The organism is Stenotrophomonas sp. FW305-3-2-15-E-LB1 (genome assembly GCF_058787375.1).
This window is the reverse complement of record NZ_JBYSZR010000042.1, coordinates 1-12,694: the sequence shown is the minus strand read 5'-3', so window position 1 is coordinate 12,694 and position 12,694 is coordinate 1. Positions and strand designations below refer to the sequence as shown.

At 68.6% G+C, this 12,694-nt stretch carries 10 protein-coding genes; 5 read left to right on the top strand and 5 right to left on the bottom strand.

The features are described 5' to 3' along the window. Window positions 1–29 precede the first annotated feature (29 nt). From AC3WL7_RS20295 to creB, 5 genes are all read right to left on the bottom strand, one after another. Window positions 30–1,607 carry a M20/M25/M40 family metallo-hydrolase gene (locus AC3WL7_RS20295; protein ID WP_492752779.1) on the bottom strand — a complete coding sequence of 526 codons (1,578 nt, stop codon included), beginning with the start codon at window positions 1,605–1,607 and terminating at the stop codon, window positions 30–32. Between the two features lie 112 nt (window positions 1,608–1,719). After that, complete coding sequence (locus tag AC3WL7_RS20290; protein WP_492752778.1) at window positions 1,720–2,130, bottom strand: hypothetical protein; 411 nt, start codon at window positions 2,128–2,130, stop codon at window positions 1,720–1,722. A gap of 10 nt (window positions 2,131–2,140) precedes the next feature. Continuing rightward, entirely contained in the window at window positions 2,141–3,460 is a 1,320-nt protein-coding gene (gene creD / locus AC3WL7_RS20285; protein ID WP_492752776.1) for a cell envelope integrity protein CreD, read from the bottom strand. A gap of 81 nt (window positions 3,461–3,541) precedes the next feature. Next, window positions 3,542–5,002, bottom strand: a complete 1,461-nt coding sequence (gene creC, locus AC3WL7_RS20280; protein ID WP_492752774.1) for a two-component system sensor histidine kinase CreC — start codon at window positions 5,000–5,002, stop codon at window positions 3,542–3,544. Between the two features lie 3 nt (window positions 5,003–5,005). Then, window positions 5,006–5,734: a two-component system response regulator CreB gene (gene creB, locus AC3WL7_RS20275; RefSeq protein ID WP_492752772.1), complete on the bottom strand. Its 729-nt coding sequence runs from the start codon at window positions 5,732–5,734 to the stop codon at window positions 5,006–5,008. Window positions 5,735–5,769: 35 nt separating this feature from the next. Here creB and AC3WL7_RS20270 point away from each other — a divergent pair, with 35 nt between their 5' ends. The 5 genes from AC3WL7_RS20270 to AC3WL7_RS20250 all read left to right on the top strand — a co-directional run bounded on the left by AC3WL7_RS20270 (window position 5,770) and on the right by AC3WL7_RS20250 (window position 12,213). After that, window positions 5,770–6,627 (top strand): 23S rRNA (adenine(2030)-N(6))-methyltransferase RlmJ, encoded by an 858-nt coding sequence (locus tag AC3WL7_RS20270; protein WP_492752770.1) that lies wholly within the window; start codon window positions 5,770–5,772, stop codon window positions 6,625–6,627. A gap of 117 nt (window positions 6,628–6,744) precedes the next feature. After that, a complete protein-coding gene (locus tag AC3WL7_RS20265) occupies window positions 6,745–7,290 on the top strand; it encodes a GNAT family N-acetyltransferase (protein WP_079221197.1) in 546 nt (181 codons plus the stop codon). 122 nt (window positions 7,291–7,412) lie between these two features. Further along, a complete protein-coding gene (gene mfd, locus AC3WL7_RS20260; RefSeq protein ID WP_492752768.1) occupies window positions 7,413–10,877 on the top strand; it encodes a transcription-repair coupling factor in 3,465 nt (1,154 codons plus the stop codon). An 85-nt stretch (window positions 10,878–10,962) separates the two neighbouring features. Beyond that, a complete protein-coding gene (locus AC3WL7_RS20255) occupies window positions 10,963–11,478 on the top strand; it encodes a hypothetical protein (RefSeq protein ID WP_108746258.1) in 516 nt (171 codons plus the stop codon). Window positions 11,479–11,622: 144 nt separating this feature from the next. Next, complete coding sequence (locus tag AC3WL7_RS20250) at window positions 11,623–12,213, top strand: HD-GYP domain-containing protein (protein ID WP_492752766.1); 591 nt, start codon at window positions 11,623–11,625, stop codon at window positions 12,211–12,213. The last annotated feature ends 481 nt before the right edge of the window (window positions 12,214–12,694 follow it).

Here is a 12,694-nt window from a genome sequence, read left to right as displayed (position 1 = left end):
GACGCATCCCGCCCCTCCCGCCCGGTTTTTCAGGGCTGCGGTTCAGCCTTGCGCGGGAACGACTGCTCGCGCATCGCTGCGTTGTAGGCGAAGGAGGCGACGATGGCCGCGGCCTGCTTCAGGTCGTCCGGCTCGGCGTGGTCCCAGGTGTCCAGGTGGCTGTGGTGGACGTTGGTGAAGTAGTCCAGCCGGTCCTGGATGAACTGGAAGCCCGGCAGGCCGATGCGGTCGAAGCTGATGTGGTCGGTACTGCCGGTATTGCGGGTGGCCACGGTGGTCGCGCCGACGTCATGGAACGGGGCCAGCCAGGCTTCGAAGATCGGCATCGCCGCCAGGTTTTCCTGGGCATAGATGCCACGGAAGCGGCCCGAGCCGTTGTCCATGTTGAAGTAGACCTGGAACTTGCCGTAATCGCGGGTCTTCTGCAGGGCACCGGTCGGGTCGCGCAGCGACGCCGGCAGCGCCTTCTGTGCCGGGTCGGTGGGCTCCGGGAAGCGACCGAAGTGCTTGGCCACGTAGGCCTGCGAGCCGATCAGGCCCTGCTCCTCGCCACTCCACAGGGCCACGCGGATCGTCCGCTTCGGCTTGGCACCGGTGGCCTTGAGGATCCGCATGGCTTCCATCATCACCGCCACGCCGGCGGCGTTGTCGGCGGCGCCGGTGCCGCTGTGCCAGGAATCCAGGTGGGCGCCGATCATCACCACCTCATCGGGCTTGCTGCTGCCACGGATCTCGGCCAGCGTGTTGTAGCCCGGCTGGTCGGCCTCATCGGTGAAGCGTGCGGCCACGTCCACGCGCAGGCGCACCGGCTGCTTGGCCTCCAGCGCGCGCACCAGCGGGTTGAAGTGCTCGGCGATCATCGCCAGTTCCGGGATGCCCACCGATTCGCCCGCCTTGCGCGAGCCGCCGCCGGCAACACGGATGATGCCGTTGTCCCAGCTGCTGATGCTGATCGCGGCCAGCGCGCCCTCTTCCACGAAGAAGGCGTTGACCTTGGCGGTCAGTTCCTGGCGTTCCTTGTATTCCTTCACCCGCTTGGCCCGCTCGGAGGCCACGTCCTTGGGCAGGGTGAATTCCTGCAGGCCCTCCAGCGAGGTCGCATCGTGCCGGTGCGAATCCGGCTCGGTACCGCGCTTGTACTCACGCGCCTCGCCCAGCAGCAGGATCTTGCCGCGCAGCTTGCCGCGGTACTGCTCAATATCCTCGAGCTTCTTGATCTCCACGTGCACCAGCTCGCCCTCGACCGGGCCACGGGTGCCGGGCGTCCACGCCTTGGGCAGAGCGTGCAGCGGCTGCACGCGGTCGCCGAGCATTTCCACGCTGGCCGAAGTGAATTCCCAGCCACGGCCGAAGTCGTCGAACGCTTCGTCATGCACGTTGTCCAGCTTCCATTCGCTGAACTTGCCGCGCGTCCACGCATTGGCGCGGCCCATCGCCGGCGAGTTGGTCAGGCGCGGGCCGATGCGCTCGGTGAGGTAGCTGAAGGTATCCATCACCTGCGAACGGTGGAAGGCCTCCTGGCGGATGCGGCTGACCATGTCCAGGTCCACCGGTTCGCGCTGCTGCGCCATTGCATTGCCACCCATCGCCAGCGCTGTGGCCAGCATGCCCCACTTCAACACATCGCACCCCTGCCCTTCGGCTCGATCATCAACCCATCGAGTCTAGCCAGCAGCGGCGCGGCGCCCCCGTCCCATCGGTCATGGGCGGGCGCGTCGATCACCCGCACCACCCCAGCCACAACTGCGCGCGCCCCGGCAACAACAGCAACCAGTGGCGCTGGTCCACGCTGCTGCAGCCATACACCGCCGCATGCGCCGGCCAGTCCGCCGGCAGCCCGTCGATGCCGATCTCCGACAGCGCCGCTGCGCCGGCCTTCCATGGCCGGTAGCGTGGCACCCGCCCGCCCAGCACGCCGCGTCCCTGCCGCGCGCCGGCCAGCCATTCCAGCCCCTTGCGCTGCAATCCCTCGCAGGTCACCGCTGCCAGCTGGAAGCGGACCAGGCCGGGGGCGATCCGTGCCCCCGGCAGGGCCGCCAGCACACCATGTGCCTGCAGCAGTGCATCCACTTCCAGCAGGGCCGGTATGCCCTGACGTGTCCGTTGCCGCAATCCCTGGCGCCAGCCCATGGTGTGCTCCTTACTTCAGGTCCGCGCCCAGCGCGTACCAGTCGACCCGGCGGGTCACCCACATCGCCAGTGCCAGGATCACGAACAGCAGCAGCGATCCCATCAGCAGCGCGTTGTTTTCCGACACCAGCAGGCCATACAACGCGCCGTACAACAGCGTCAGCATCGCGGCGAAGCCCAGGCCACGCTTCCAGTGGCCCAGCACGTGGGCCAGGTACACCGCCTGCAGGCCGATGCAGGCCACCGCCGACACCAGGTACGCCTTCCAGAAGGTGATGTGCTCGGACAGGCTGATCAGCAGCAGGAAGAAGATCGCCAGCGCCAGGCCGACCATCAGGTACTGCAGCGGGTGGATGCGCAGCGACTTGATCAGTTCGAACAGGATGAAGCCGACGAAGGTGAGCACCACGAACAGGATGCCGTACTTGGAAGCGCGGTCGGCCTGGGTGTAGGCATCGACCGGATCGACCAGCGATACGGTCACGGCCTGCGAATCGACTGCACCCTCGGCACGCAGCTGGGCCTGTGCATCGGAGGCCAGCGAGGACACCGCCCAGTGCGCGTTGAAGCCCTGCGCATCGACGCGCCGCTCGTTGGGCAGGAAGGCGCCGCTGAAGGACGGGTGCGGCCAGCGCGAGCGCAGCGCGATCTTCGTGTCATCGCCCACCGGCACCACCGACAGTGCGCGGCTGCCATCCAGGCGCAGCTGCAGTTCGATGCTGCTGCCGCCCAGGGTGCCGCCCTGGCTGTCGCTGAAACCGGCCACCGGCGCATGCAGGCCACGCCCCACCTGGCTGGCCACGCCGACCCCGGGCAGCAGCCGCACCGGCTTGCCGTCCACGCGCAGGTCCGGCGTGCCGACCAGGCCGCGGGCATCGGACACGCCCAGCACCACGTACGGCTGGCCGTAGCTGCGGCCGGGCTTCACCGGGTAGTCGTCGGCGGCGAAGGTCGCCTTCAGCTGGCCGTTCCAGCTGTACACCGGCACCTTGAACAGGCCCACTTCGCGCTGGCTGGGCAGCATCTCGCCGCCCACGTCCAGCGAGGCCGGCATCTGCAGCCAATGGCCTTCGGTGACCTGCACCTCGGTCTTCTTGTTGCCCTTGGCGTCCACCACCTCGACGTGCTGGCGCTCCACCCACGGCACCACCCGCACCGGGCCCACCAGGCGCTGCGCACCGGCGCGGCTGTCGGCCACCCGTGCGAACGCTTCGTCGCGGTACGCACTGCGCTCGTTGATGACGCTGCGGATCATCGTCAGCGGGATCAGCAGCAGCAGGATCAGTCCGCCAACGATGGCGAACCGCAACAGCATCTTCAGGGATCTCATCGTCCATCCTCGTTGGAGAGGGCTGCAGGATGGACGGCGGCGGTGAGCGGGGTTTGTGGCGAATTTGAAGCGGATGTGAAGTCAGCGGCGGGCGCGCTGCACCGGCCCACCCAGTGGCAGCCACAGGCTGGCCATGGTGCCGCCCGAGGGCCGCGGCTCGAGGCTGGCGCGGCCATCGTGCAGGCGGGCCACTTCCTGCACGAACGGCAGGCCCAGGCCCGAGCTGCGCCGGCCACTGCCCGGTCGGGCCAGCGAATAGAAGCGCTCGAACACCCGTTCGCGCGCGTATTCGGGCACCCCCGCGCCACGGTCAGCGACCTGCAGGCGCACGCCCTGCCCATCGGCAACCGCCTCCAGTTCGACCACGCTGCCGGCCGCCGAGAATGCCACGGCGTTGTCGATCAGGTTGTGCAGGGCCTGCCGCAGCAGATAGGCATCGCCGTGCACGCGCAGGTCCGGCACCGCGCCGATGTGCACCTCCACACCGGCCGCCCGTGCGCGCACCTGGGCGGCAGCGGCGGCATCATCCAGCAGCGCGCCCAGCGCGATCGGATCGCGGGTCTGCAGCCAGCCGTGCTGTTCGACCTCGGCCAGCGCCAGCAGCTTGTCGATGGTTTCGGTCAGCCGCTCCTGCTGGTCGACGATGCTGCGCGCGAAGTGCGCGCGGTCGGCATCGGGCATCGGTTCCTGCAGCAGTTCGGCGGCGCCGCGGATGGCGGCCAGCGGGCTCTTCATCTCGTGCGTCAGCGACTGCACGTACTGCTCGACGTAGGCCTTGCCTTCCAGCTTGCGGCGCATGGTTTCCAGGGCCTGGCCGAGATCGCCGATCTCGTCGCGGCGGCGCCGTGGCGGCGGCACCGGCTCGCCGGCGGTGACCGCGCGGGCATAACGGCTGAGCTGGCCCAGGCCGGTGGTCAGCCACATCGTCACCAGTATGCCCACCAGCGCGGACAGGCCGATCAGCCACGCCCCGCGCTCCATGATGGCGCGCTGGCTGGCGGCGATGAACGGATCGATGCTGCGGTTGGGCTGGGCCAGGCTGAGCACGCCGATGAGGGTGTGGCCGTCGGCCGGATCGTAGATGGGCGCGGCCACGTGCATCACCGTGTCGCCCTCGCTGCCGGCGATCTCCGGGCTGGAGCGCGCGCCGTACTCGCCGCGCAGCGTGCGGTAGACGTCATTCCAGCGCGAATTGTCGCGGCCCATGTCGCGGCCCAGCGAGTCGTAGATGACGATGCCGCGCGCATCGGTGATCGTCACCCGGTAATCCAGCGAGCGCTTCGGGAAGCGCCAGACCATCGCCTTCAGGTCGCGCTGGCGGGCCTTGGCCAGGTTGCGGGTGAAGGTGCCGCTGCCGATCGTGCCGGCCTTGACGTCGGCGGCGGCCATTTCGGCAAGCACGTTGGCCGCATCGACCAGGGTCGATTCCATCGCCTGGCGCACGCCCGGCTTCACCTCGTTGACGAACACCCGCATCACGAAGAACGCGGCGATGCCGGTGATCAGGAAGAAGCCCAGGAACAGCTTCAGTACCAGGCGCATGGCTCAGGTCTCCAGCGCGTAGCCCAGGCCACGGTGGGTGCGGATCGGGTCGTCGCTGGCCCCGGCGGCGCGCAGCTTGGCGCGCAGCGTCTTGACGTGGGTATCGACGGTGCGGTCGGCACTGTCGGCGCTGCTGTCCCAGCCGCGGTCCATCAGCTGCGCGCGGCTGAGGATGGCCCCGGGGCGCTGCAGCAGCGCCTCCAGCAGGGCGTATTCGTAGCGGGTCAGGTCCAGCGCATGCCCCTGGTAGCGGATGCGCCGGCCCTCGCGGTCGATGGCGAAGGCCCCGTGTTCGCGCCAGCCGGGCTCGACCACCGCGGCGGCCGGGGCGGCGGGTGGCACGCGGCGCAGGCGGGCGCGCACCCGGGCCACCAGCTCGCGCGGCGAAAAGGGCTTGGCCATGTAGTCGTCGGCCCCCAGTTCCAGGCCCAGCACGCGGTCCAGCTCATCGTTGCGGGCGGTCAGGAAGATCACCGGCACCTGCGCCTGCGGCCCCGGCAGGGCGCGCAGGCGGCGGCAGACCTCGAAGCCGCTGAGGTCGGGCAGTCCCACGTCCAGCACCACCACGTCCACATCGCCCTCCTGCAGGCGCTGTAGGGCTTGCCCACCCAGCAGGCAGTGGCTGGCCGCGTAGCCTTCGCTGCGCAGGGCGTACAGCACGGTTTCGGCGATGGCGGCTTCGTCCTCGACCACCAGGACCTGGGCAACAGGGTGTGTCATGGCGCGCAGCATAGCCGCTGCGGCCGCCGCCCCGTACACTGCCGCCCATGAACTATCGCCACGCCTTCCATGCCGGCAACCATGCCGATGTCCTCAAGCACATCGTGCAGCTGGCCCTGATCGACAGCTTCAAGCGCAAGGACAGCCCGTTCTTCGTGCTGGACACCCATGGCGGCGCTGGCCGCTACCTGCTGGCCAGCGTAGAGGGCCGCAAGACCCTGGAGGCCGAAGACGGCATCATGCGGCTGATGGCCCAGCCCAAGCTGCCGGAGGTGGTCGAGCGCTACCTGAAGGCCGTGCAGGCCGACAACCCGGTGGGCGCGATGATCACCTACCCCGGTTCGCCGCTGCTGAGCGCCCAGGCCATGCGCGCGCAGGACCGGATGGCCGTCTGCGAGTTGCAGGAAGACGAGGCGGCCTCGCTGAAGGCGCTGTTCGCCCACGACAGCCGCGTCGGCGTGCACCCCGGCGACGGCTATGCCCTGCTGCGCTCGCAGCTGCCGCCGAAGGCCAACGGCACCAAGATCGGCCGTGGCCTGGTCCTGATCGACCCGCCGTATGAAGCGCAGGATGCCGAGTACCAGGCCATCCTGGCCGCCCTGGCCGAGACCCTGGCGCGCTGGCCGCAGGCGACCTGCGCGGTCTGGTTCCCGATCAAGCAGCGCCGCACCATCCTGCATTTCCTGCGCAAGGCTGCCGCCCTGCCGGTGAAATCGGCCATGACCATCGAGTTCCTGGTGCGCCCGGACGATTCCCCGCTGCGCCTCAACGGCAGCGGCATGCTGCTGCTCAATGCCCCCTGGCAGTTCGACCGCGTGATCGGCCCGGCCCTGCCGGCGCTGCGCCAGCACCTGGGCGAGCCGGGTGCCACGACCCGCCTGGATTGGCTGAAGGCGCCCGAATAGCCCACGCGCAAGCGACGATCTGCCGTCTTCACGAGGCTGTACGCACGTGAGCCTTTCGTTCACGGAATGCAGCCCCGGTGATGCCACAATCGATGGACCACCAAGGAATCACCCGGTATGGCCACTCGCAACCGCATGCCGCCCTGGCATGAGATCTTCAAGGCTCCCAGCGGCCACGAGCTGCTGATCCGCCCCATCCGCCCGGAAGACGGCGCGCCGCTGCAGGCCGCCTTCAGCCTCTTCGGGCCGGAAGAAATCCGTGACCGTTTCCTGCAGTCGGTGACCGAGCTTTCGCCGGACACCACCCAGCGCCTGACCCATCCCAACCCCAAGACCGAAATCACCCTGGTGGCCGCCGAGTCGCTGCCCGCCGGTGAGGCGGTCGTGGGTGCGGTGGCCCGCGCCTCGATCATCCCCGGCACCCGTGAGGCCGAGTACGCGATCCTGATCAGCCGCTTCCTGATCGGCCAGGGCCTGGGCCGGCAGCTGATGCGCAAGCTGGTGAAGTGGGGACGCGGCAAGTACCTGGACCGCCTGTATGGCGACGTGGCGGCCGAGAACGAGCCGATGAAGCAGCTGGCGGCCTCGCTGGGCTTCAAGCCGGTACCGCACCCCAACGGCGCCGACGGCCTGGTGCGCATGGTGCTGGAACTGGACAACTGAGGGTAGCGCCGGGCCACGCCCGGCGAGCGCAGCGGTGATGTGGCATCCGCCGGGCATGGCCCGGCGCTACCGGAAGTTGCGCACACGGTAGCGACACCCCCTTCTGCTAAGATCGGCGGTCCATGTTGCGTACCTCATACCCCGCCCCGCCGCTGCCGCGCGCCGGCCAGCTCCGCGCCTGGTGGCGCGCCCCCGCTTCGCCGACCGCCCTGGCCTGGTACCTGGTCCAGGCGGCGCGCGCGCATGACGCGCCGCTGCTGGTGATCGCCCGTGACAACCACGGCGCCAACCAGCTCGAAGCCGACCTGCAGACCCTGATCGGCAACGACCCGGACCTGCCGGTGGTCGCTTTCCCGGATTGGGAAACGCTGCCCTACGACCGCTTCAGCCCGCACCCGGACATCATTTCCCAGCGCCTGGCTGCACTGCACCGCCTGCCCACGCTGAAGCGTGGCCTGGTGGTGGTGCCGGTACAGACGGTGCTGCAGCAGCTGGCCCCGCGCAGCTACGTCATCGGTGGCAGCTTCGACCTGAAGGTCGGCCAGCGCCTGGACCTGGAGGCCGAGAAGCGCCGCCTGGAAAGCGCCGGCTACCGCAACGTGCCGCAGGTGATGGACCCGGGCGATTTCGCCGTGCGTGGTGGCCTGCTCGATGTGTTCCCGATGGGCGCCGACGAGCCGCTGCGGGTCGAGCTGCTGGACGAGGACATCGACTCGATCCGCGCCTTCGATCCGGAAAGCCAGCGCTCGCTGGACAAGGTCGAGTCGGTGCACATGCTGCCGGGCCGCGAAGTGCCGATGGACGATGCCAGCATCGCCCGCGTGCTGGGCACGCTGCGCGAGCGCTTCGATGTCGATACCCGGCGCAGCTCTCTGTACCAGGACCTGAAATCCGGGCTGGCCCCGGCCGGCATCGAGTACTACCTGCCGCTGTTCTTCGACCGCACCGCCACCCTGTTCGACTACCTGCCCGCCGGCAGCCTGCCGGTGGTGTGCACCGGTGCGGACGAAGCGGCGGTCGCCTTCTGGGCGCAGACCGGTGACCGTTACGAGCAGCGCCGCCACGATGTGGAACGACCGCTGCTGCCGCCGTCGTCGCTGTACCTGTCGCCGGAACTGCTGCGCGAGCGCCTGAACGATGCCGCGCGCATCGAGGTGTGGGCGCCTGAGCATGCACGCATTGCCGATGCGCACGCGCTGGGCGACCAGCCGCTGCCGCCGCTGCCGGTGGCCGCGCGCGAGGCACCCGCCGGCGATGCACTGAAATCCTTCCTCGGCCACTACCCGGGCCGGGTGCTGATCGCCGCCGATTCACCGGGCCGCCGCGAAGCCCTGCTGGAAGTGCTGCAGGCCGCCGAGCTGAAGCCGCCGGTGGCGGCCGACCTGCCCAGCTTCCTCGCCAGCGATGCGCGCTTTGCCATCACGGTGGCACCGCTGGAAGACGGCTTCGCGCTGGACGAACCGCGCATCGCGGTACTCACCGAGCGCCAGCTGTTCCCCGAGCGCGCCGGCAGCACCCGTCGCACGCGCCGTGCCGGCCGCGAGCCCGAGGCGATCATCCGTGATCTGGGCGAGCTGACCGAAGGCGCGCCGATCGTGCACGAAGACCATGGCGTCGGCCGCTACCGTGGCCTGATCGCGATGGACGTCGGCGGCATGCCCGGCGAGTTCCTGGAAATCGAATACGCCAAGGGCGACCGCCTTTACGTACCGGTGGCCCAGCTGCACCTGATCAGCCGCTATTCCGGTGCATCGGCGGAAACCGCGCCGCTGCATTCGCTGGGCGGCGAGCAGTGGACCAAGGCCAAGCGCAAGGCCGCCGAAAAGGTGCGCGACGTGGCCGCCGAGCTGCTGGAAATCCAGGCCCGCCGCCAGGCGCGTGCCGGCCTGGCGCTGCAGGTGGACCGCGCGATGTACGAACCGTTCGCGGCTGGCTTCCCGTTCGAGGAAACCCCGGACCAGCTGGCCGCCATCGACGCCACCCTGCGCGACCTGGCCAGCAGCCAGCCGATGGACCGCGTGGTCTGTGGCGACGTCGGCTTCGGCAAGACCGAAGTGGCCGTGCGCGCGGCGTTTGCCGCCGCCAGTGCCGGCAAGCAGGTGGCTGTGCTGGTGCCGACCACGCTGCTGGCCGAACAGCACTACCGCAATTTCCGCGACCGCTTCGCCGATTACCCGCTGAAGGTGGAAGTGCTCTCGCGCTTCAAGAGCACCAAGGAAATCAAGGCCGAACTGGAGAAGGTCGCTGCCGGCACCATCGACGTGATCGTCGGTACCCATCGCCTGCTGCAGCCGGACGTGAAGTTCAAGGACCTGGGCATGGTCATCGTCGACGAGGAGCAGCGTTTCGGCGTGCGCCAGAAGGAAGCCCTGAAGGCGCTGCGCGCCAACGTGCACCTGCTGACGCTGACCGCCACGCCGATCCCGCGCACCTTGAACATGGCCATGGCCGGCCTGCGCGACCTGTCGATCATCGCCACCCCGCCGCCGAACCGGCTGGCGGTGCAGACCTTCATCACCCAGTGGGACAACGCGCTGCTGCGCGAAGCCTTCCAGCGCGAGCTTGCGCGTGGTGGCCAGCTGTATTTCCTGCACAACGACGTGGAAAGCATCGGCCGCATGCAGCGCGAGCTGTCCGAGCTGGTACCCGAAGCGCGCATCGGCATCGCCCATGGGCAGATGCCCGAGCGCGAGCTGGAAAAGGTGATGCTGGATTTCCAGAAGCAGCGCTTCAACGTGCTGCTGTCGACCACGATCATCGAATCGGGCATCGACATCCCCAACGCCAACACCATCATCATCAACCGCGCCGACCGCTTCGGCCTGGCCCAGCTGCACCAGCTGCGCGGCCGCGTCGGCCGTTCGCACCACCGCGCGTACGCCTACCTGGTGGCGCCCGACCGTCGGTCGATCACCCCGGACGCGGAAAAGCGCCTGGAAGCGATCGCCTCGATGGACGAACTGGGCGCTGGCTTCACCCTGGCCACCCACGACCTAGAAATCCGCGGCGCCGGCGAACTGCTGGGCGAGGACCAGAGCGGGCAGATGGCCGAAGTGGGCTTCAGCCTCTACACCGAGCTGCTGGAACGCGCGGTGCGCAGCATCAAGCAGGGCAAGCTGCCTGACCTGGATGCCGGCGAGGAAGTGCGCGGCGCCGAGGTGGAGCTGCACGTGCCCGCGCTGATTCCGGAAGACTACCTGCCGGACGTGCACACCCGACTGACCCTGTACAAGCGCATTTCCAGCGCGCGTGACAGCGATGCGCTGCGCGAGCTGCAGGTGGAGATGATCGATCGCTTCGGCCTGCTGCCGGATCCGGCCAAGCACCTGTTCGCCATCGCCGAACTGAAGCTGCAGGCCAATACCCTGGGTATCCGCAAACTGGACCTGGGCGAGAACGGCGGCCGCATCGTGTTCGAATCCAAGCCGAACATCGACCCGATGGCGGTGATCCAGCTGATCCAGAAGCAGCCCAACCTGTATGCAATGGAAGGACCGGACAAGCTGCGCATCAAGCACCCGCTGCCGTTGCCGGAAGACCGCTTCAACGCGGCCCGCGCGCTGCTGCTGACCCTGGCGGTGCGCTGACGCCACCGCGCACCACCGGTGCCAGCCCGTTGCGGGCGATGGGCTGGCACCTACCGAACCTGCGCCCGAGACAAGGAGTGTTTGCGTGAATCGATTTGCCCCCCTTCTGCTGGCCACCAGCCTGGGCCTGCTGGCCGCCTGCAACAGCGGCATGAGCAATCGCGACTATCTGCTGGAAAACGTCGCCAGCTGGAACAGCATGGTGCATACCGTCGAGCAGTGGACCAGTGGCGCGCGTGGCGAAGCGTTCCACGCCGCCCTGCAGGACGGCAAGAGCCTGGAGCAGTACCGCTTCGGCCTGAAGAACGCGCACCAGGAAGCCACCAACCGCCTGACCCACATCGAACAGCTGCCCCACGGCAAGGATGCTGAGCCGCTGCACCAGAACCTGCGGGACTCGGTGCAGAGTACCGCTGCCATGTTCGCGGTGATGGAGCAGATCGCCGCTCTGCCCGACGGTTACAGCGAAGAACAGGTTGCACCGCTGCTGGAACAGCTGGACCAGGCCACAACGAAGATGGACAAGGACATGCAGGTGCTGAGCGATGCGCAGGACGCGTTCGCCAAGGCCAACCGCGTGACCCTGCAGACCAGCGGCTGAACACAGCACCGCATGCCGTAGCCCACGGTACGCGCGTGGCCCTGCACGACGTGCCACGCGCGCTACCCTATGCGCCCCCCACCCATCCGGGCCCGCAGATGCGGGCCTTGTTGTTTCTGCATGCCAAGGCGGCGCCCCACCCCCATGCTCCATTCCAGTCCTCCCGACCTGCTGCACGCCGGTTCCTGCCTGATCGATGCCCTGTCGATGTCGCTGCAGATGCGTGATGCCTATACCCGCCACCACTGCGACCGCGTCGGCCTGCTTGCGCAGCGCCTGGCCCTCCACTGCGACATGGACAGCGAAGGCTGCGCACACACCGCGCTCGCTGCGCGCTTCCATGACATCGGCAAGATCGGCATTCCCGATGACGTACTGCTGAGCGCGCGCCGCCACACCGAAGAGGACCGCGCAGTGATGCGCGAGCACCCGGTGCGCGGCGAGCATATTTTCCTGGCCACCGGCCGCAGTGATGCGGTGGCGGTGGCGCGGCTGATCCGCGCCCACCACGAGGCACACGATGGCAGCGGCTATCCCGATGGCCTGCAGGGCGAGTCGATCCCGCTGGGCGCACGCATCCTCACCGTGGTCGACGCCTACGATGCGATGACCAGCGCACGCCCCTACCGCCAGGCGATGGAACACGAGGCGGTGCTGCGCATCCTTGATGACCAGGCCGGTGGCCTGATCGATCCATACGTGCTGGGCCGGTTCCGCAGCATGCTGGCCGGGTAGAGTCGACCGTTGGTCGACTGCTCTTCGCGCAGACCGCCAGAATCCCGCGCTGCGCGCGATGGTCGACCAACGGTCGACTCTACCGGGTCACCGTTCCGCCAGACAGGTAGAGTCGACCATTGGTCGACTGCCCTTCGCGCAGACCGCCAGAATCCCGCGCTGCGCGCGATAGTCGGCCAGCGGTCGACTCTACCGGGTCACCGTTCCGCCAGACAGGTAGAGTCGACCGTTGGTCGACTGCTCTTCGCACAGACCGCCAGAATCCCGCGCTGCGCGCGATAGTCGACCAACGGTCGACTCTACCGGGTCACCGTTCCGCCAGACAGGTAGAGTCGACCGTTGGTCGACTGCCCTTCGCGCAGGCCGCCAGAATCCCGCGCTGCGCGCGATAGTCGACCAGCGGCCGACTCTACCGGGTCACCGTTCCGCCAGACAGGTAGAGTCGACCGTTGGTCGACTGCTCTTCGCACAGACCGCCAGA

What these genes read in the sequence shown, in the direction of transcription:
- AC3WL7_RS20290 (WP_492752778.1), bottom strand. Translation starts at nt 2,130, where the DNA reads ATGGGCTGGCGCCAGGGATTGCGGCAACGGACACGTCAGGGCATACCG.
- mfd (WP_492752768.1), top strand. Translation starts at nt 7,413, where the DNA reads ATGTTGCGTACCTCATACCCCGCCCCGCCGCTGCCGCGCGCCGGCCAG.
- AC3WL7_RS20270 (WP_492752770.1), top strand. Translation starts at nt 5,770, where the DNA reads ATGAACTATCGCCACGCCTTCCATGCCGGCAACCATGCCGATGTCCTC.
- AC3WL7_RS20265 (WP_079221197.1), top strand. Translation starts at nt 6,745, where the DNA reads ATGGCCACTCGCAACCGCATGCCGCCCTGGCATGAGATCTTCAAGGCT.
- AC3WL7_RS20250 (WP_492752766.1), top strand. Translation starts at nt 11,623, where the DNA reads ATGCTCCATTCCAGTCCTCCCGACCTGCTGCACGCCGGTTCCTGCCTG.
- creC (WP_492752774.1), bottom strand. Translation starts at nt 5,002, where the DNA reads ATGCGCCTGGTACTGAAGCTGTTCCTGGGCTTCTTCCTGATCACCGGC.
- creB (WP_492752772.1), bottom strand. Translation starts at nt 5,734, where the DNA reads ATGCTGCGCGCCATGACACACCCTGTTGCCCAGGTCCTGGTGGTCGAG.
- creD (WP_492752776.1), bottom strand. Translation starts at nt 3,460, where the DNA reads ATGAGATCCCTGAAGATGCTGTTGCGGTTCGCCATCGTTGGCGGACTG.
- AC3WL7_RS20295 (WP_492752779.1), bottom strand. Translation starts at nt 1,607, where the DNA reads ATGCTGGCCACAGCGCTGGCGATGGGTGGCAATGCAATGGCGCAGCAG.